Raw genomic sequence first — 20,988 nt, forward strand, 5'->3', positions numbered from 1 at the left:
CCCGCACTTCGTCCACCAAGGTTCCCCAACCGTTCACTTGGTACCGGACTGAAGGATTCCGCACCGTACGGGCGCACCGATTGGCCGAACAGAGTTGGCCGACCGGTCCCTGCTCCTGCCCGTCCGGGCCCCCTACGGTCCCTGTGACCAGTCGGCGACGCCCAAAAGTCATCATTCGCTCATCGGTGAGGGAGTACCTGTGGAACGTCGCAATTTCCTGCGTGGCGCGGTGATCGGCACCTCCGCCGCCGTCTTCGGTGGCACGCTCATGCACGGCGCCGCCTACGCGGCCCCGGCCCAGAACGGCGCGAGCCCCTACGGTGGCCTCTCGGCCGCGGACGCCAACGGGATCATGCTGCCGTCCGGCTTCAGCAGCCGCGTCATCGCCCGCTCCAGCCAGCGGGTTCCCGGCACCTCGTACACCTGGCACGGCGCACCCGACGGCGGCGCCTGCTTCGCCGACGGAACCGGTTGGATATACGTCTCCAACTCCGAGACAGCCACCGGTGGCGGTGCCGGCGCCGTCAAGTTCAACTCCTCGGGTGCCGTCACGGGCGCCTATCGCATCCTGTCCAACACCCGGAACAACTGCGCGGGCGGCGCCACCCCGTGGAACACCTGGCTCTCCTGCGAGGAGGTGAGCCGGGGCTACGTCTACGAGACCGACCCGTGGGGTGTGAAGGCCGCCGTCCGCCGCAACGCGATGGGCCAGTTCAAGCACGAGGCGGCCGCCGCCGACCCGGTGCGCAAGGCGATCTACCTGACCGAGGACGAGTCGGACGGCTGCTTCTACCGGTTCATCCCCACGACCTGGGGCGACCTCTCCTCCGGCACCCTCCAGGTGCTGGTGGCGGGCAGCGCCACCTCCGGCTCCTTCACCTGGACCAACGTGCCCGACCCGGACGGCTCCCCCACCCAGACCCGTGACCAGGTCTCCGGCGCCAAGATCTTCAACGGCGGCGAGGGCTGTCACTACGCCACCGACGCCGTCTGGTTCACCACCAAGGGCGACAACCGTGTCTGGAAGCTCGATCTGCGCTCCCACACCTATGAACTCGCCTACGACGACAACCTGGTCACCAACGGCGCCGCGCCCCTGACCGGCGTCGACAACGTCACCGGCAGTTCCTCCGGCGATCTGTTCGTCGCCGAGGACGGCGGCAACATGGAGATCTGCATCCTCACCCCCGCCGACATCGTCGCGCCCTTCCTGCGCATCACCGGTCAGTCCGGCTCGGAGATCACCGGTCCCGCCTTCTCCCCCGACGGCAAGCGCCTGTACTTCTCCAGCCAGCGCGGCACGTCCGGCTCTTCGTCCGGTGGCATCACCTACGAGGTCACGGGCCCCTTCCGCACCACCGCCTGAGCCCACCCCGGCGCGGACGGCCACGCAGCCGGCGTGGCCGTCCGCCCCAGCGGCCGGGCGACAATCGAGGCATCAATCCCGCAAGAAGGTGGAACAATTCACAGCGGCTGAATCCTTTCGGTGCATGACGCCGGTATTCGCATAGGAGTTCTGCGCACACCAGTTCCCGTACGCATGGGTGACAAGTGTGCAGATATGGCTTGGGTGCCGGTCATTGACAGCCGAGTTCACCGCCCACCATTCTGAGCAGCGGCCACCGGGAAATGCCGTGACGCGACCTGACGCCGCATTTCGCGCGCCTCCCGCCGAGAAACCGTCAGGCAGGGATGGGAGTGCCGGATGGCACACGCCAAACTCGACGTGGAACTCGCCGCGCGCGTCCAGGCCCTGAAAGGCGCGTCCTTCCGCGACCCGGGGGACGAGCGCCGCAGGCTCGGCGAGCACATCAAGGTGCTGCTGCGGTACGAGGGAAGTCTCGCGCCCCTCGAAGCGGCGGGTTTCTGCTCGCACATCCACACGGCGCGAGGCGCCATGGGCACCGTCGCGGTCGGTGACCTGGAGCGTCTCGCCGAGGTTCCGGGCGTCGTGGCGGTCGTGAGCGACCGTGTCGCCCGGCCGCTGGCGGGGGCGCGGACGCCTCCGGCCGGTCCGCTCCTCGCGGGGGAGGCTTCAGGGGCTCCCGGGGTGGGGGAGCCCGGGAGCCCCGGGGCGGGGGGATCCGGGAGTTCCGGGGAGGATCTCGGCGCCGCCACGGCACTCCCGCCGCTGCCCGCCGGATATACGGGCCAGGACGTGGTGGTCGGCATCATCGACACCGGAATCGACATCTTCCACCCGGCCTTCCTCAAAGCGGGAACCGGAACGGGCGGAGTCCCCCCGCAGACCCGCATCGTCTCGCTGTTCGACGTGACCCTGCGCCAGACCATCACGGTGACGGGGAATCCGACCGGCGGGGATATCGCCTTCACCTGGGAGGCACCCGGAATGCCGGAGGAGTTGACCGCGCCGCTCTTCCTCCCGGTGCAAGCAGCCACGTTGCAGACCGCTCTGGAGGCCTTCGCCTCCATCGCGGCCGGCGATGTCCAGGTGACGGGCGGCCCCCTGCCCGCCCAGCCCTTGGTCGTCGAGTTCACCGGCAACTACGACGGCTCGCGCATCGAGAGCGAGACGATCCAGGACATCCGATACCTGCCCGCCCTGGAAGGCGGTACCGACCCGAAGGTCAAGGTCACCCGCGGCCGGGTGTTCACCGAGGCCGAGATCAACGCCGCACTTCAGGCACCCACGCGCCCCCCGTTCCCCTCCCGCGACACCCGCCTGCACGGCACCGAGGTCGCGAGCGTCGCCGCGGGGACCGGCACGATCGTCGGAGGCTGCTGTGTCTCCAACCGGCCCCTGGGCGTCGCACCCCAGGCAGATCTCGTCGTCGTCCACACGAACCTGAGCTACTCGCAGGACACGCAAGGAGTGGAGTACATCCTCGCCCAGCCGTGGCTCGCCCCCGGGGCGCCGAAGAAGTGCGTCGTGGTGAACATGAGCTTCGGCGGCACCGAGACCGCCCATGACGGGACCGACCCGTTCGAGGTGATGCTCGATGACCGGCTCGCGGGCTCGACACGGCGGTCGATCGTGGCCGCGGCGGGCAACGAGGGCGACTTCCACACCTTCGCCACCCCGGGGGGACCCCTGGTCATCCCCAAGGCGCAGCCTAGCGGCGGACTGCACGCGTTCGGCCGGGCCCCCGCGCGGGGGCCCGCGTTGCAGAGGCGCTTCGTCGTCGAGTTCGCCGACCTCGAGGAGAACGACCTGCACCTGTGGTACTCGGGTCCGGGGGTGCTCCAGGTGGATCTGGTGCCGCCGCCGAACCTCGCCGGGACGCGAACCCTGCCCGCGCCGCTCGACCCGGACCCCAACAACGGCGGGGGGAGCCACCGGGCGCGCCTCGGGCCCCCCGGGGACAGCGCCCACGAGCACACGATCCGATGGAACTACCTGCTGACCACGGAGCCGCACGACAAGCGGCACCTCACGCTGTCCATCGTGCCTCCGCCCCACGGCCACATCGCCATCGGCACCTGGACGCTCACGCTCCGGGAGACGGCCGGGTTCGAGACCGCCTTCGACATCTGGTCCCTCAAGACCGTGGGGGGCGACCCGCCCGCCCGGTTCCTCCGCTGCGACCAGGACAGGACCCGCACCATCGCCACCCCCGGAGCGGGCCTGCACCTGCTCACGGTCGGCGCGTACCACCCCGACGACAACTCGCTCGCGCCCTTCTCAAGCCGCGGCCCCACCACCGACTTCCGGCTCAAGCCCGAGGTGTGCGCGCCGGGCATGAAGATCACCGCGGCGCTGAGCGGGGCACAGGCACCGGCGCAGTACACGGTCACCCAGGGCACCAGTGTGGCCGCTCCCTACGTCGCCGGAGTCGTCGCGCTGATGTTCCAGGCGAACAGGAACACCGACCACGACACGATCGTCGGCACACTCGTCGAGACCTGCGACAAACCACCGCCGCCGCGCAGCCTCGACGACGGCTGGGGCGGGGGCCGGGTGCACCCCGAGCGTGCCGTCAACGCCATCAGGGGCAGGTCGCGCGCGGACGAGGCGGCGGCCGGGGACGGACCGGGCCCCGACGAGGCGGCGGTCGGGGGCGAGGTGCGCGACGGCGAGCCGGTGGTGCTGCCGCCCGCCGCCTACCCCGCGGCCCGGCTCCCGACGGCCGTGCGGTTGCGGCAGGTGCGCGAGCGGGCCGAGCGCAGCGCGGCGGGGCGGCTCGCCGTCCGGCTGATCGCCGCGCACCACGACGAGGCGCGCCGCCTCACCGCGCGGGACCGGCGGGTCCTGGTGGCCTGGCACCGGGCGCAAGGGCCGCTCGTCCTGCGCAGACTGCTCCTGAGCGACCTCGACCCGGACGTACCGCTGCCGCGGAGCCTCGGCGGCACTCCCCTGGCAGACGGCCTCGCCCGGCTCCTCGACGCGTTGGAGCGCGCGGGCAGCCCGGCCCTGAGGGCCGACGTCGCCACCTACCGGGACTTCGCCCTCGCCCTTCCCGGGGCCCGGCTCTCCGGGCTCGACACGGCGCCGTACGAGAGCGACGAAGAGGCTGCCCCTTCCGTGCCGGACGGCTCCGTGGCGGACGGCTCCGCGGCGGACAGCCCCGCCCGGGACAGGCCCGCGCCGGACGCCCCCGCGACCGACACCCCCGCGACCGACACCCCCGCGACGGACGAGGTGAGCTGACATGGCCGCAGCCGGCACGGTGGAGCTCGTCGCCCGTGAGATCGCGCGGGCCCTGAGCCCGCTGGCCCAGCACCTGGAGGCCACCCGCAGGGACGACTTCTTCGAGGAACTCGGCTTCTGGCTGCCGGGCGGCTTCGCCCCGGCGGCGGAGGCCGCCGGGCGCATCGCACTCCAGGCAGGGGGCCTTCCCGCGATCGTCGCGCGCCTGAGCGACGCCATCCGCGACGACAAGCCCGTCCTCATCGTCCAGGAGGGCGCCGCCCTGCTGGGGGCCCTCCAGGGAGTGCTCTCCGCGATCTCGGCCCTGGAGCCCGCGCTCGACGCGGCGGTCACCGGCTCGGGCGGCCTCACCGACGCCCAGCGGGCGCGGCTGCGCACCGAAGTGGAGCAGCTGCCCAAACGCCTGCTCGACCACAGCCTCATCGCCTATCTGGAGGGCAGGAGCGGCGCCGTGGTCGAGGCCCTCACCCTCATCGGCATCATCGAGGACCTGCCTCCGACGATCGACCCGCAGGACCCCACGGTGCTGCCGGTGCGCAGGCGGATCCTGCACTTCGACCGGCTCCTGACCCTCTTCACCGACCCCGGTGAACTGCTGCGGGAGGTCTTCGACTTCGGCTCGACGGCCTTCGACGGCAGTAAGCTGTTCCGCGTCGTCGCGGAGCACCTCATCAAGCACGGCCGCACCTTCCACTACACCGGCCCGCCGGAGGCGCCGCCCGGCACGCCGCCCACCCTGGATCTGTACCTGGCGCGGCTGAGCGTCCTGCAAGGCCCCTCGGGCCCTGCGCTCAGCGGTGTGCTCGACGTGCTGGCGGGCGAGAAGCTCACCCGTACCGTGGCGCTCGGGCCGCTGTGGACGTTCAGGCTGGACGCCGAGGCCCGGCTCTCCCCCGGTGTGGAGGCGCGCCTCGTACCGCCGTTCAGCGTCGAACTGCGGCCCGGGGCACCGCTGTTCCTGAGCGCGTCGGCCGGTCTCAAGGCCGAGCGGGCGGACGGCAGGCCGATGCTGCTGCTCGGGCAGACCAAGGGCTCACGCCTGGAGATCGGGCGGTTCGCCGCCGCGCTCGGCCTGAGCGCGCAGGCGGGCCCCGGCGGCAGCGCCACCGTGGAGCCGTCCGCCCGGATCGAGATCGACGGGGGGCACCTGCTCGTCGACCTCTCGTCGGGCGACGGATTCATCTCCACCGTCGCCGGCGGCGTGAAGATCGAGTCGGCCTTCTCGCTGCGCGCCCTGTGGGCGCCCTCGACGGGTCTGCAACTCCAGGGCAGTGGTTCCCTCGACCTGGCGCTGCCCGTGCACCTCGAACTCGGCCCCGTCGAGATCACCACGCTCTACCTCAGCGCGGGCCTGCGCGAGGGCGGCGCACTGCCTCTGGAGGTCTCCGGCGCCTTCACCACGGAACTCGGCCCGGTCAAGGCCACCGTCGACCGGGTCGGCGTCATCGCCACCGCCCGCTTCCGCGACGACGGCGGCGGCAACCTCGGCCCCCTCGACCTCGGCTTCGCCTTCAAACCGCCGAGCGGGGTCGGCCTCTCCGTCGACGCCGGTGTGATCTCCGGCGGCGGCTATCTGTACGCCGACCCCGAGCGGGGCGAGTACGCCGGTGCCCTGGAGCTGGAGTTCGCGGGTCTCGTCGAGCTGAAGGCCATCGGCCTCATCAGCACCCGGCTGCCCGACAAGCCGGACGGCTTCTCGCTGCTCATCGTCATCACCACCGAGTTCGGCACCGGCATCCAGCTCGGCTACGGCTTCACGCTGCTCGCCGTCGGCGGTCTGATCGGCCTCAACCGCTCCATGAACCTCACCGCGCTCGCGGAGGGTGTGCGTACCGGGCGGGTGGAGTCGGTGATGTTCCCCGACGACGTGGTCGCGAACGCCCCCCGCATCCTGAGCGATCTGCGGGCCTTCTTCCCGCCCGAGGACGGCACGTTCCTGATCGGGCCGATGGCGAAGATCGGCTGGGGCACGCCCGCGCTCATCACCGTCTCGCTCGGCGTCATCATCGAGATCCCCGGCAACATCGCCGTGCTGGGGGTCCTCACCTGCGCCCTGCCCAACAAGGAGCTGCCCCTGCTGCTCCTCCAGGTCAACTTCATCGGCGCGTTCGAGTTCGACAAGTCACGCGTGTGGTTCTACGCGGAGCTCTTCGACTCCCGCATCCTCTTCATGACGCTGGACGGCGGCATGGGGCTCCTCGTCGCCTGGGGCGACAACCCCGAACTGGTGCTCACGGTCGGCGGCTTCCACCCCGCCTTCACCCCGCCGCCGCTGCCCTTCCCCGTACCCGACCGGCTGTCGATCGACATCCTCAACAGCCCCGGGCGACTCATCCGAGTCTCCGGCTACTTCGCGGTCACCAGCAACAACGTCCAGTTCGGTGCCCGCGCGGAACTGCGGTTGATGTTCGCGGGCTTCGGCATCGAGGGGCACCTCGCCTTCGACGCCCTGTTCCGGTTCTCTCCGTTCGCGTTCGTCATCAGCATCTCGGCGGGCGTCAGCCTCAAGGCGTTCGGCGTCGGCCTGTTCAGCATCGATCTGCGCTTCCAGCTCGAGGGGCCCTCCCCCTGGCGGGCGCACGGGCGGGGCTCGATCTCGCTGCTGTTCTTCGAGATCTCCGCCGACTTCGACATCACCTGGGGCGAGGAGCACCACACCACGCTCCCCCCGGTCGAGGTCCTGCCCGTCCTCGAACGCGAGATCGGCAAGACCGAGGGCTGGCAGACGCGGCTCCCCACCGGCGGCGCCGACCCGCTGGTGACCCTGCGGACGCCTCCCGGCACCGAGCTCGTGCTGCACCCCCTCGGGACCCTGTTCGTGCGCCAGCGCTCGCTGCCCCTCGGGGTGCGGATCGACCGCGTCGGCGCGCAGCGCCCCAGCGACATCAGACGCCTGACCGTCGAACCGCACCGCGACAGCGGGCTCGTCAAGGTCTCCACGCCCGACGAGAAGTTCGCCATGGCCCAGTTCCAGGACATGGACGACGCGGCCAAGCTGTCCAGGCCCGCCTACGAGGACCAGGACGCCGGGCTCGAACTGACCGCGGACAAAGGGGCGTTCGTCTCGGTACGGGCCGTGCGCCGCAGCGCCCGCTACGAGCTGCACATCATCGACAGCCGCCCCACCGGCGACGGCTCCCCGGCGGCCCTCGCGGAGACCCCCGCCGCCCCGGCGAGCGGCCCCCGCCGCTTCCAGGACGTCGGCACCGCCGTCTTCCGCCGGCTGCTCGACGGCAGCAGCACCAGCCGCTCCCCGCTCTCGCAGCGACAGGCGCGCGCCAAGCAGCCCTTCGCGGCCGAGGACACCGTACAGATCACGGGGCAGCGGTTCGTCGTGGCGCACGTACGCAACAACGTGCAGGCGTTCGCGCCCACCGCGGGCACCACGCAGGGCACGACGACCTTCCGCAGCCGGGCGACGGCCGAGGACGCGCTCGCCGACTGGGTGGAGGGGGATCCCCGGCTGGCCGGGAAGCTGCACGTCATCCCGGAGTCGGACGCCGCGGGGCCGCTGCCCGCGCCGGGCGGCTGGACGGCGTGCGGGCCCCTGTCCGGGCCGCGCGCCGACATCGACCCGGTGCTCCTGGCGGGCGGCGGCGTCCTCGTCGCCGGAGGCAGCGCGAGCACCGGGGCCGCCCTCGCCACGACCGAGGTGTTCGACCCGGTCCGGGCCGTGTGGACGCCCGTACGGAACCTGATCACGGCCCGCACCCTGCACACCGTCACCCTCCTTCCCGACGGCCGGGTCCTGGTGACCGGGGGCCGGGGCGCGGACGGCAGGCCGCTCGCGTCCGCCGAGATCCACGACCCGGTCGCCGGTACCTGGACCGCCGTCAAGTCCCTTGTCACCGCGCGGCACTCGCACACCGCGACCCTGCTACCCACCGGGGCGGTGCTCGTCACCGGGGGTCTCGGGGCCCGCGGCGAGGGCGAGCACGCGCTGGCGTCGGCCGAACTCCTCAACCCGCGGGCCGCCGTGCCCACGGGGCCCGCGGACAGCACCTGGACGGCGACCCGCACGCCGATGGCCGACGCCCGCCACGGCCACCGGGCCGTGGTCCTGCGGGACCGGCGTGTCCTGGTCGTCGGCGGGGCCCTGGCCACGGGAGGCGCGCCAGCCCCGCTGGCGTACTGCGAGTTCTACGACCCCGACCGGGGCGTCTGGAGCGCGGCGCCGACGCTCACCACACCGCGTGCCGGTCACGAGGCCACGCTCCTCGCCGACGGCTCCGTCCTGGTCACCGGCGGCGAGCCGACCGGCACCCCCACCGAAGGGCGCTTCCCGGCCGACGCCCTCACGGCCACCGAACGCTTCACCCCCGCGACCGGCTGGGAGCCCGCCGCGCCCCTGCCGCAGGGCAGGACCGGGCACCGGGCCGTGCTGCTGCGGGACGGCCGGGTCCTGGTCCTGGGCGGCGCCAAGAGCGCGCATGGCACCGGGTACCGGGGCGCCCTCGTACGGGACGCCACCACCGGCGTCTGGAGCCACACGGGCGCGCTCGCCACCGGACGGCGCTCCTTCGCCGCCGCCCTGCTCGCCGACGGCCGCGTCCTCGCCTGCGGCGGCGTCGAGCGCTCCGGTCCCGCGACCCCCGACGGTGCCGACGTCCGCACCGCCGCCACCGAGATCTTCACCCCGTGATCGACCGAGATCCTCACCCCGTGATCAGGGGCACCCCAGAAAGGGATCGACGCCATGACAAGTCCCGCAGTGGCGGCCACCGGAGCGTGGACCAAGGCCGGTGACCTGCCCGCGGCAGCCGCCTGGCACGGACAGGAAGACGGCGCCGTCGTCCTCAAGAACGGGCAGGTCCTGCTGACGGCGGGCGTGGACGTCTCCTCGGCCGCGACCGGCAGGACAGCGGTCTTCGACCCCGCGGGCCGGAAGTGGACGGCGGGTCCGCCCCTGTCGTTCCCGCGCAGGCTGCACACCGCGACCCTGCTCGACGACGGCAAGGTCCTCGTCGTCGGCGGCACGAGCGGCGCGGGCCCGCTGTCACCGCCGCTGACGGCCGTCGAACTGTACGACCCCGCTGGTCCGTCCGGGCCCGCCTGGGAGACCGTCGGGGACCTGCGTGAGGCGCGCAGCGGTCACAGCGCGGTGCTCCTCGCCGACAAGCGCGTCCTGGTGACGGGCGGCACGGGCGCGCGCTCCGGCGGCTCGGTGCGGGCGCTGTCCTCGGCGGAGGTCTACGACCCGGTGGCCAGGACCTGGTCGGACGCCCCACCGATGACGGACGCCCGCACCGGGCACTGCGCCCTGCGGTTCAAGGGCGGTCAGGTGCTCGTCGCCGGCGGGTCCGCGCCGGTCTCCGACGGCGGCTCCGCGGCCCTCGCCTTCTGCGAGCTCTACAGCCCCGAGCGGAAGCTCTGGACGCCCACGGGCAGCCTGTCGCGCCCCCGCAGCGGACACCGCGCCGTCCTGGTCTCCGACACCACCGTCCTCGTCGTCGGCGGCGCCACACCCGGCATCGCGGGTGACGGCACCTACGACGCGTATCACGCCCTCACCGGCGAGAAGTACGACCTGCCGAGCGGTGTCTGGACGCCGATCCCGTCGACGGCGGGCGGCCGGGGCCTGCACCGGGTGGCCCCGCTCGGCGCGGGGCGGTTCCTCGTCGTCGGCGGCACCGCCGACCGGGACGACGGCGTCGGCTACCGGAGTGCGGTGATCTACGACGACGGGACGCGGAAGTGGGACACGGCCGCGGGCCTCGGCACCGGCCGGTGGGCGTTCGCGGCAGCTCCCCTCGGCACCGGCAAGGTCCTCGTCGCGGGCGGAGTCGTCGCCTCCGGTGTCGCGGGCGGCGACCCGCAGGGCAGCGAACTCACCGCCACCAGCGAGATCTTCACCGCGGAAGGTGTCTCGTGACCGCGAACGCGTACTCGTTCCTGCCGTGGCTGCGCACCGGCATCTCCACGAAGATCACCGGTGCGCCGGGGACCGAAGAGATCCGCGCGTCCCTCGCCGTCAAGCTGGTCGTGTCGGGCGACCCGCTGGAGGGCACCCGACGGCTCGAACGCACCGTGGACCGGCCCGTCCAGCTCTACGGTCCCGGGGACATCGTCGGCATCGACGCGAAGGCCGTCTCCCGCACCGAACCCCGCCCCTGGGTCACCAACGCCGAGCCCAACTACCTGGCCCACATCGAGTTCTACGACGAGGACCTGCCCTGGCGGTACTCCCCCACGGGCCAGCACCCGGAAACCGGACGGCTGCCGCCCTGGCTCGCCCTGATCGTCCTGGAGGGGCCCGGGCCCGCCAAGGACAGCAGACCGGAGTTCGAGGACGGCACGCTGCCCGGACGGCCGCTGCCCTACATCACCGTCCTCGACCCGGCCACGACACTGCCGGACCCCGCGCACCTGAGCGCCTGGGCCCACGTCCACGTCAACGGCGCCCTCGACGACGTCGTCCTGTCCGAGGAGGAGCGGCTGCCCGGCGCCCTGGCCACGCTGCGCGGTGTCCTGCGGGCCAACCCCGACCTCGCCTGCTCACGCCTGATGTGTCCCCGCAAGCTGCTGCCCGACAAGCCGTACCACGCGTTCCTCGTACCCGCCTTCGAGACCGGACGGCTCGCCGGTCTCGGCTTCGACCCGAAGCTCGCCGCCCGGCGCGAGGCGGGCGCACTGCACTCCAGCTGGGGCCCCGCGTACCCGGATCGGCCCGCCGCCGGGCAACTCCCCTACTACTACCGCTGGTTCTTCGGCACCGGCCCCGCGGGGGACTTCGAGCACCTGGTCCGGCTGCTGCGCCCGCGCAGGCCCGATCTGCGGGTGGGCCGGCGCGACATCGACGTACGCAACGAACCCGGCCCCGCCCTGCCGGGCATCACCACCCCCGCGCAGCTCGGCGGGGTGCTGCGGCTCGGCGGAGCCCTGAAGGTCCCCGGCCGGAGGCGGGACATCTGGGACAACTGGGATGCCCGGTTCCCGCCGCCGCCCCCTGCGCCCAGCGATCCGCCGCCCACCTACCCGCACGCGTTCCAGGAGGCCCTCGCCGCGCTGATCAATCTGGCCGACGCCTATCTGGAGACCCCTCCGGCCCAGGCGCACCGGAAGCTGGCCACCCTCACCGGGGCGCCCGACGCGCACTACCTCGCGGGCCGCGCCGTTCCGGTCGTCACCCCGCCCCTGTACGGGAAGTGGCACGCGCGCACCTCCCGGGTCCTGCGCAGGGCCGACGGGACACCGGTGCCCGCCCCGGAGAACCGGAACTGGGTGCACCGCCTGAATCTCGACCCCCGCTTCAGGGTCGCGGCGAACTTCGGCACCCAGGTCGTCCAGACGCGCCAGGAGGAGTTCATGGCCGCAGCCTGGCAGCAGGTCGGCGACGTGATCGACGCCAACAACCGCATCCGCGCCGCCCAGTTGGCCCGCGAGGTCGGGCACGTGCTCCACGGCAAGCACCTCGATCCGCCGGCGGCGCCGGGGGTCCTGGCCGACGACGGGACGCGCCCGGCCCGCTCCCTGCGTCTGACCGCGCCCGCCCTGTCCCGGGTGACCGCCGCCGCGCGGGGCGCCGCGCTGCGCGGCGCCCTCGACGGGACGGGCGACGCCGTCGCGTTCCAGGTCGCCGGGAGCACCATGGCCGCGGCGCCGCTCTCGCCCGAGATGCGGCGCATCACCCGGCCCGGCGCCCGGCTCACCCGGGCCGTGCCCGCGGGCGCGCCCGTCCTCGACACCCTGCTGGCCAAGATGGACCTGCCGACGGCGCCGGTCACCGCCGCCCCGGCCAAGGCCGTACCTGCCGCCGTGGTCACACCGGAGGAACTCGACGGCGTCCTGCACCCGCCGGGCCCGGGCGCCCGCACCGACACTGTCGCGACGGACGTCTCGCCCGGGGACGCGGCGGGCGGCCCGGTGCCGTCGGCGGACCGGCACCGGACGCCCGGCCCTGACGGCTCCCCGGGGGAGCCCTACGCCCCCGCGGCGGAGCAGGACGACCCCGTCTCACGGCTGCCCACCAGCAGCGCCTTCGTCATCAGCCTGCCCGGCGAGGGCGTCGTCCCGCCGACGGGAGGCGCCGACAGCGAGGAGGCACTGCGCTTCAAGGAGGCCCTGCGCGACGTCCACCGCGCCTACGGCGACGCCGCGGTCGGCGGCAGGGCGCCCGTCCGTGAGCGTCTGGACGTCCCCCGCGCCACCGGCGAGGCCCTCGCGGGACTCGCCGCCGACGCGACCGTGCCGCGGTCGCTGCTGACCTCCGTACGGCTGCCCGAGCGGCTCACGCACTTCGCGGACGCGTTCCTGGAGGCGATGGCCCACCCGGTCATCGACCTGCCGATGTACCAGTCCCTGATCGACATGTCGGTGGACACCTTCGTTCCCCACCTCCATCTGGTGCCGCCCGACAGCATCACGCTCCTGGAGAGCGACCAGGAGTTCATCGAGGCCTACATGACCGGCCTCAACCACGAGTTCGGCCGGGAACTGCTGTGGCGCGAGTACCCGACCGACCAGCACGGCACGCCCTTCCGGCAGTTCTGGGACCCCCGCCCCGCGCTGTCGCTGCCCGGCGAGAGCGCGGCGGAGAGGCAGGAGCGGCTCTACGACATCGCGCCGATCGCCTCCTGGACCGCCGACTCGCTCCTCGGCGCGCACGACAACCGCGACCGGGGCGGCGCACAGCAGGAGGAACTCGTCCTGGTCATCCGCGGCGAACTCCTGAAGAAGTACCCCACGGCCGTCGTCTACGCCCACAAGGCCGACTGGGCCCGCGACGACGACGGCACCCCGCACCCCGAGCGCGAGCGGGTCCTGGCCCGCGTCGCCGACGAGGAGCACCCGCCCGCCCACCTGGTCAAGCTGCCCCTGTACGAGGCGAAGGTCGAACCGGACATCACCCTGCTCGGCTTCGACCTGACCAAGGAGGCGGCGCGGGGCCACATCCCCACCGAACCCGGCTGGTTCTTCGTCATCAAGGAGCGCCCCGGCGATCCCCGCTTCGGCGCCGACGACGGCGAAGGCACGGCCGTCGAGGTGTGGAACGACTTGTCCTGGAAGGACATCGCCCCGAACGGGCGCTTCCTCGAACTCGATCCGGCGATCCAGGTGCCGCTCGTGCCCTTCGACGGCTCGGAGGACGACCCGGAGAAGGAGGTCCAGCGCCGCGAGGACATCGCCCTGCCCCTGTGGGACCACAGGCTCAGCTCAGCCGACGTGGCCTACATGCTCTTCCAGGCCCCCGTCCTGATCGCCGCCCACGCACAGGAGATGCTGCACGATGCCCCTGAGTGACGACTACCCGGTGCTCCTCGGGCCGGTCAGGGTGGAGACCCGCTTCACCGAGACCGAGCTCCTCGTGCGGATCTTCCCCGACGAGTGGGCCATCGACAAGTTCGAACCGCTGCCGAGCCGGGCCGAGGCCGACGCCCTGCGCGCCTACTGGACGGGGCTGTGGCGGACGGGTGGCCGCGCGGCCGCCGAGCAGGCGGCGTGGCAGGAGTTCACCACCCGCGTCCCCGCGGGCCGCGCGGTGTGGCTGGCGGACCAGTACCGGCCTGCGAACCTGGCGGACAGGCCCACGGGCGTGCCGGGCAGCACCACCGTCCTCGTCGTCGTCACGCCCACCGCGCTGGCGCCCGCGGACGTCCAGCCCACCGTCGTCCACTGGAGCGCGGTCTGGCGCGCCCACGGCGACCCCGCGAAGCTGCGTGCCGCGGAGGCGGCGCTCCTCACCGCCGTGGGGCCCGCCCGCGCCCGCGCCATCCGCGCCCGCACACCGGTCGGCGTCGAGGACGCGGCCCGATCGGAGTCGGACGCCGTCCTCGTGAGCGTGCTCGTGCTGCCCGCCCCCGCCCGCACGACCCCCGACTCATGGACGACGCCCGCCGTCGCGCACCTGCTGCCCGACCGGTTCACGGTCGTCGGCTACCACGGCGACGAGCAGGTCCTCACCGTCACCGGGGAACCCGTCCCCGAGCGCCTCGCCGTCAGCCCCGACCCGAGCTCCAACGACCGGATGCGCCTCGACGAGGACACCGGTGAACTCACCGTCCCCGCCGACCTGAAGTGGCTCACCGAGTTCCGGGAAGCCGTCCGGATCGGGATGGGCCTGCGGATCCCGCGCACCGGGCCCGCCCGCGACGGCTTCGACCGCCTTGTGGTCATCGGCCTGCGCGAACGCACCCCGCAGGCCACGGACACCGCCCGCGAACTCGGCGAGCTGATCACCCGCCAGCTCCACAGCCCCTCCGGCTACGCCCTGCTGCCGCAGGGCACCCCCACCAACAACACCGCGCAGGCCCCCGCGGGCACCGGCCCCCGCGAGGAGGCCGACGCCGCGCTGCGCGCCCGCTCGGCGGCCGGCTCCCTTGCCGCGGCCGGTGACGGGGCGGCCAAGTCCGACGGCCAGTGGTTCGCCGAACTCCTCGGCCTCGACCCGAGCGTGCTCACCGGCATGCCGCACGCGGACGGCACCGACCAGAGCGACGCGCGCGCCGCCGACACCGCCCTGTGGCCCGCCACCTGGGGCAGCTATCTGACCACCGCCCTCCACCCCGTCCTCACCCCGCAAGCCGTCGAGCAGACCCGGGAGTTCTTCCTGCGCCATGTGTCGGGGCGGGGCCCGGTGCCCGCCGTGCGGATCGGCCGGCAGCCGTACGGTGTCCTGCCCACGACCGCCTTCTCCCGCCTGACCTGGCCCGAGAACGCCACGCACCGGCGCGCCCTCGCCAAGGTGCTCGACGCCGTCCAGGAGGACTGGCGCAAGGCCGCCGCCAAGGTCGCCCACGTGGTGCCGCCCGCCGAGGCTCCCCCCGGGCACGACCCCCACCAGCGGCTCCTGGACATCCTCGCCCTGCATCCGACGTCCGCCGAGTACCACCAGCGATACGCCCGCAGCGTGGAGGACATCTACAACCAGGAGAACCTCGGCGCGACCGGGCCCGCCGTCATCGCCGCGCTCGAGGAGCAGTTGCGCATGCCGCAGCCCATCCGCGCGCTCCTGACCCGCCTCGGCCACCCCGCAGCCCCGCCGACGGTCCCCGACCCCGACCTGGTCAGGCGTCTGTTCACCGGCGCGCAGCACCCGCTGCTCGGCCCGCTCGTGGACGACCGGCCGCTGTCGGAGACCGAACCCGTGCGCGCCTACACGGCGGCGCCCCAAGCCTGGAACTACCTGCGCTGGCTGGAGCGGCACGGCCGCCGGGACCTGGACACCGTACGCCTGGAGAACGGGTTCGACGGGGGCCGGGCACCCGCCGCGCTGCTGTACCTGCTGCTGCGGCACGCGGTGCTGCTCGGCTGGGAGGAGGCCGGGCACCGGCTCGCCGCGGCAGCGGGCCGGACCGTGCCCCCGGCCGTCGACCCGCTCTTCATCCACGTACGCACCCGGCGTGCGGGCGAGCCGCACCCGCCGCCCAGCGAGAGCCGCTACCGGCAGCTGTACGCCCCCGACCCCGAGCTCACGCACAACCCCGACCCGTCCTTCCTGCTGCACCAGCACATCCCGGCCGTCCTCGACTCCAGCCCCGCCACCGCCCGCCTCAAGGAGCAGCTCGACGCCGTCGCGCACCTCGCGGATCTGCCCACCGCCCGCCTCGAACGGCTCTTCGCCGAGCACCTGGACTGCGCGACCTACCGCCTGGACGCCTGGCGCCTCGGCCTCGCCAACGAAAGGCTCCACCAGCTCCGGTACGGCGCCGACGGCACCGCCGCACCCAAGCAGGGCGTCCACGTCGGCGCGTACGGCTGGCTCGAACAGGTCCGCCCCCGGTGCCGTCCCACCACCGAGGTCCGCCTCGGCCCCGAGCTCACGAAGGTCCTCGGCACCCCTGCCGTCCCGCACGAGAGCGGCAACGGCGGCTACATCCACACGCCGTCCCCCGCCCACGCCCGCACGGCCGCCGTACTGCGTGCCGGGTACCTCGCCAACGGGTCCCGGCGCGACCCGGACGCCTTCGCGGTCAACCTCAGCTCCGAGCGCGTGCGGGCGGCGCTGTCCCTGCTCGACGGGCTGCGCCAGGGGCAGTCGCTCGGCGCGCTCCTCGGCTACCGGTTCGAGCGGGGGCTGCACGAGGGGCACCCGCGGTACCCCGACGTAGAGCTGGACAAGTTCCTTCCCGCCCTGCGGGCCGCGTTCCCGCTGCGGGCGCGGAAGCTGTCGCACGTCCTGGAGCAGCCGGACGGCACCGAGGACGTGGTGGAGGCCCGCAACGTCGTCGACGGCCTCGCCCTCGTGCGCCGCGCCACCCGCCCGCCCAAGGCCGCCACCTGGCCGTTCGGCGCACGGAACATGCCCGCCGCGACCCCGGACGAGGCGAGCGCCATGAACGAGGAGCTGAAGAAGCTCCTCGCCCTCCACGACGCCCTCGGTGACCTGGCCGTCGCCGAAGGCACCCACCAGGCTCTCCTCGGCAACCCCGAGCGCGCCTCCGCCACCCTGGACGCGTACGCCAAGGAGGGGTTCCCGCCCGACCCCGCGGTGGTGCAGACCCCGCGCGGCGGCACCACGCTCACCCACCGGTTCGCCCTGAGCCTCACCCCCGGCCTGTCCCCCGGGCTCACCGACAGCCCCCGCGCCCGGGCCGAGCCCGCCGTCGAGGACTGGCTGCCCGCGCTGCTGCCCGCCGCGCAGGACGTGGTCGCCCTCGTCACCTGGACCGACCCGGTCAGCAAGCGCCCGCGGGAGCGCGTCGTCAGCCAGCGCGACGCCGACCTCTCGTCCATCGATCTGCTGTGGGCGCTGCGCCCGGCGGGCGAGGCCGCGATGAGCGACCTCGACGACCGCATCGTCGGGGCGGTCGTGGACCGGGACCAGCCGCGCCCGGACGCCGAGCTGACCGTCAACTACACCGTACGCGTCGACGACAAGGTCACCTTCTTCGAGCTGTCCCCCCTGGTCGACGCCCTGCGCACGCTTGTGACCACGTCCCGCCCGCTGCGCCCCACCGACCTCGTGCCGGCCGCGGGCGGCACGGCCGTGGACCGCCGCGCCGACGAGGCCGTGACGATCTCCAAGGACCGGCCGCTGGCCGTACGGGACGCGCTGAGCGACCTCGGCGAGGATGTCGCCGCCTTCCTGGAGGACCTCGCACCGCTCTACCCGCCCGAGCCCGCACCACCCCGCCGCGCCGAGGTGCTCGACGGGATCGACGCCTTCCTCACCACGTACGCCACTCTTGTCACCAGGGCGGGCGCCTTCGGCATGCTCCGCAGCGGGTGGGGCGAGCTGACCCAGTGGCGGCGCGCGGTGTTCACCGATGTGCTCGCCGCCGTGGCCGAGACCGCAGCCCGGATGCGGCGCGCGCTCGACGAGGCCGACGGGTTCATCGGCCGCCATGACGCGCTGCCGCACTCCGCCCCGGACGAGGAGCGCTTCACCCTGCTCGAACAGGCCGAGCGGCTGCTCACCACCAAGCCGACCAGCCCCCGGCCGCAACACCCCGCCCTGCTGCGTGCCACCGTCGCGCAGCGCCGCTCGTCGTTCGACAGCCGACTCGGTGGTCTCGAAGGAGTGGCGGACACCGGGCGTGCCACCCTCAGCGGGCTGCTCGCCCAGGTCCGTGCGCTGCTGCCGCTGAGCGAGTTCGACGCCCTCGGTCTCGACCCGGGCCCGTTCGAGGACCGTGTCGTCGCGCAGGGCCGTGAGCTGCTCACCCGGGCCACGTCACTGGACGCCGACATCGCCTGCCGCGTCAAGGACGCCGATGCCGCGCTGACCGCGTACGACTCGGCGGTCACCGGGCCCGACCGGGTCCAGTGCGCCCGGGACGCGCTCACGGCGATGCTCGGCGACGACGTGCTCGTGGTGCCCGAGTTCACGGCGTCGACGGCACTGGCCGCCGAGTGGAAGAAGGCCCGCGACGACAGTGCCCGCCTGGTCGGGCACCTCACCGCGGACTTCCACCGGGACTTCCCCGTGGACGACTGGGTGCACGGGGTCGCCCGGGTACGGGACAAGCCGCGGCTGTGGGAGAAGGCGATCCACCTCGGCGACGCGCTGCGGAGTTCCGGCAGCCCCTTCGGCGTGCTCACCGGCTGGGAGGAGCCCCAGCTCACTCCCGTGCAGTTCCCCTACCGCAGGGACGACGCCTGGCTCGCCATGGAGTTCCGGCGCGGCACCGAGATCAACGAGGACAAGCTGCTCTTCACCGCGCACTACGCCGACGGGCCGCTGCCCCTGTCCGCCCAGCGGTGCGGGCTGCTCCTCGACGAGTGGACCGAGGTGGTCCCCGCCGAGCGCGAGACCACCGGCATCGCCGTGCACTACGACGGACCCGACGCCGAGGCGCCGCAGGCCCTGCTCCTCGTCGTACCGCCCGTGCGGCGCCCCGGCGGCTGGGACACCGGTGACCTGCTCGCCGCCGTCAACGAGACGTACGACCTCGCGAGGATCCGCGCCGTGGAGCCGGGCCACCTCGACGACACGGCGTACGCGCACCTCCTCCCGGCGACGGTGCTGCCCGCGACACGGCAGCCCATCACCCTCTCCACCGATCTGGCCGTGTCCAATCTGCGCTGGAAGGCCGAGGCCCATGACTGAGCCGCGTATCGAGAACCTCCGTGCGGCCCTCGACGGCCGCGAGGCGCCGACGGTGGGGCTGTGGAACCGCCTCGAAGGGCGGCCCCGCACCACCGACTTCGCGCGGGCGCTGCGGGTGGAGGCGCGTGACGCGCTGTGGATGCTCACGCGGCAGTGGCAGCTCGGCGAGTTCCGCGGCACGGACGCCGGCTCGCCGGTCACCGCGGCCTACTCCGTCGACGCCACCACCCCGAGCCGGTTCCGCCCCGCCGGGGGCTTCGCCGAACCCCTGCCGGGCGACCGGCCCCTGGAGGCGGTCGCCGAGCGGCGCGCCCTGCCCTTCGCCTTCGGCGAGGACCGGATCGCCTTCGACCTGCGGCTCGCCATCGGCCGCCGCTGGATGAAGCTGCTCGACACCGACCCTCTGCTCGGTGTGCTCGTGCGGCAGAAGTTCGTCGACCGCTGGCCGATCGCGCTCCCCGACCCCGAGGCGGACGCCGACACCCCCCGCGTGGCGCACCCCGAGGTGTGGGCGGCGATGCAGGCGGTGGCGGGCCGCCGCATGGACGGGTACGAGTTCTACCGCCACCTCAAGGAGGGCGGCCCTGCCCACGGGGGCATCCCGGACCTCCTGGGGGCACAGCGTGACGCCCTGGTCCCGCTCGCGGCACGCCTTGTCACCTGGTTCGACCGGCAGCTGTTCGAGCAGCCCTCCACGGACGAGGAGGGGCGAGCCGTCAACTCCGCCTGGGACCCGGCCCGGCTGGAGCACCGTTTCTCGGTGGCGGCCGCCGTGCCGGGAGCGGGCGAGAAGGTGCTCACCGCGCAGGAGTATCCCGGGGGCACCCTGGACTGGCACGCCTTCTCCCTGGACCCGGACACCGTCGTCGGCGGCGCCTCCCCCACGGCGTCCACCTTCCACCGGACGGTCTTCCCCGCGCCGGTGCGGTTCTCAGGGATGCCGCTCGCCCGGTGGTGGGCGGTGGAGGACGGACAGACCAACTTCGCCGCGGTCTCGCCCGACAGCACCGACCTCGCCCGACTCGTCTTCCTGGAGTTCGCGCTGGTCTACAGCAACGACTGGTACCAGCTGCCGTGCGACCTGCCCGCCGGGACGTTCGCGACGATCCGCGGCCTGGTGATCACCGATGTGTTCGGTGAGCAGCAGTGGATCGCTCCGGCCGGGACGGGCAGCGACGAGGACTGGCAGCGCTGGTCCATGTTCACGCTCGACACCGTCGGCGAGGACGACGTCCCCGCGGACACCGGTCTGCTGCTGCCACCGAGCGTCCCCAAGGTCGCGGTCGGACCGGTGCTCGAGGAGGTCGCCCTCCTGCGCGACGAGACCGCCAACATGGTGTGGGGCGTCGAGGAGACCGTGCGGACGGCGACGGGCGACTCCCGGCGCGGCGGGGAGATCTCCGCCGAGGCGCGCGCCCATCTGCTGCGCCTGCATCCGCCGACCCGGCCCGCCGACCCCGTGGCGGCGGTGGCGTACCGGGCCATGAACTCCGTGCCGGAGCACTGGATCCCGTTCATCCCCGTGCACGTACCGCCCAGGCAGCGGGCGGTGCGGCTCCAGCGCGCCGCCATGCCGAGCGTCGTCGACGGCGAGCCGGTCCTGCCGCGCACCGCACTGCTCCGCGAGAATCTGGACGACGACCGGCGACCTCCCGTGCCCGACGACGAGCGGCAGTACTACGTGCACGAGGAGGAGGTCCCCCAGACCGGCACCCGTGTCGACGTCGCCTACCACCGCACCCGCTGGCGCGACGGGCGGGTCTCGGTCTGGCTCGGCGCCCGGCGCGGCACGGGCCGCGGGGAGGGTTCGAGCGGGCTCGCCTTCGACTTCATCGAGGACACGGGCAAACGCCCGGGGGCGTGAGCGGGACCGCCCGGCGTGACGCCGCCG

The 20,988-nt window shown here is 73.6% G+C and carries 7 protein-coding genes; all 7 read left to right on the forward strand.

The window, feature by feature from the left end:
• The first annotated feature begins 199 nt into the window (after positions 1 to 199).
• The 7 genes from ACH4DX_RS19305 to ACH4DX_RS19335 all read left to right on the forward strand — a co-directional run bounded on the left by ACH4DX_RS19305 (position 200) and on the right by ACH4DX_RS19335 (position 20,961).
• Complete coding sequence (locus tag ACH4DX_RS19305) at positions 200 to 1,366, forward strand: alkaline phosphatase PhoX (RefSeq protein WP_398155990.1); 1,167 nt, start codon at positions 200 to 202, stop codon at positions 1,364 to 1,366.
• 339 nt (positions 1,367 to 1,705) lie between these two features.
• Entirely contained in the window at positions 1,706 to 4,609 is a 2,904-nt protein-coding gene (locus tag ACH4DX_RS19310; RefSeq protein WP_398155991.1) for a S8 family serine peptidase, read from the forward strand.
• A 1-nt stretch (position 4,610) separates the two neighbouring features.
• Positions 4,611 to 9,251 (forward strand): DUF6603 domain-containing protein, encoded by a 4,641-nt coding sequence (locus tag ACH4DX_RS19315; protein WP_398155992.1) that lies wholly within the window; start codon positions 4,611 to 4,613, stop codon positions 9,249 to 9,251.
• Positions 9,252 to 9,305: 54 nt separating this feature from the next.
• Positions 9,306 to 10,481: a kelch repeat-containing protein gene (locus tag ACH4DX_RS19320; protein ID WP_398122422.1), complete on the forward strand. Its 1,176-nt coding sequence runs from the start codon at positions 9,306 to 9,308 to the stop codon at positions 10,479 to 10,481.
• Positions 10,478 to 13,849 (forward strand): hypothetical protein, encoded by a 3,372-nt coding sequence (locus ACH4DX_RS19325; protein WP_398155993.1) that lies wholly within the window; start codon positions 10,478 to 10,480, stop codon positions 13,847 to 13,849. The genes ACH4DX_RS19320 and ACH4DX_RS19325 overlap by 4 nt, the downstream gene beginning before the upstream one ends.
• Positions 13,836 to 19,097: a hypothetical protein gene (locus tag ACH4DX_RS19330; RefSeq protein ID WP_398155994.1), complete on the forward strand. Its 5,262-nt coding sequence runs from the start codon at positions 13,836 to 13,838 to the stop codon at positions 19,095 to 19,097. Before ACH4DX_RS19325 ends, ACH4DX_RS19330 begins: the two co-directional genes overlap by 14 nt.
• Positions 19,090 to 20,961 (forward strand): hypothetical protein, encoded by a 1,872-nt coding sequence (locus tag ACH4DX_RS19335; protein ID WP_398155995.1) that lies wholly within the window; start codon positions 19,090 to 19,092, stop codon positions 20,959 to 20,961. The genes ACH4DX_RS19330 and ACH4DX_RS19335 overlap by 8 nt, the downstream gene beginning before the upstream one ends.
• Positions 20,962 to 20,988 lie beyond the last annotated feature (27 nt).

It is taken from the genome of Streptomyces sp. NPDC017940 (assembly GCF_044328435.1).
Lineage (GTDB): Bacteria > Actinomycetota > Actinomycetes > Streptomycetales > Streptomycetaceae > Streptomyces.

What these genes read in the sequence shown, in the direction of transcription:
- ACH4DX_RS19315 (WP_398155992.1), top strand. Translation starts at nt 4,611, where the DNA reads ATGGCCGCAGCCGGCACGGTGGAGCTCGTCGCCCGTGAGATCGCGCGG.
- ACH4DX_RS19310 (WP_398155991.1), top strand. Translation starts at nt 1,706, where the DNA reads ATGGCACACGCCAAACTCGACGTGGAACTCGCCGCGCGCGTCCAGGCC.
- ACH4DX_RS19335 (WP_398155995.1), top strand. Translation starts at nt 19,090, where the DNA reads ATGACTGAGCCGCGTATCGAGAACCTCCGTGCGGCCCTCGACGGCCGC.
- ACH4DX_RS19320 (WP_398122422.1), top strand. Translation starts at nt 9,306, where the DNA reads ATGACAAGTCCCGCAGTGGCGGCCACCGGAGCGTGGACCAAGGCCGGT.
- ACH4DX_RS19330 (WP_398155994.1), top strand. Translation starts at nt 13,836, where the DNA reads ATGCCCCTGAGTGACGACTACCCGGTGCTCCTCGGGCCGGTCAGGGTG.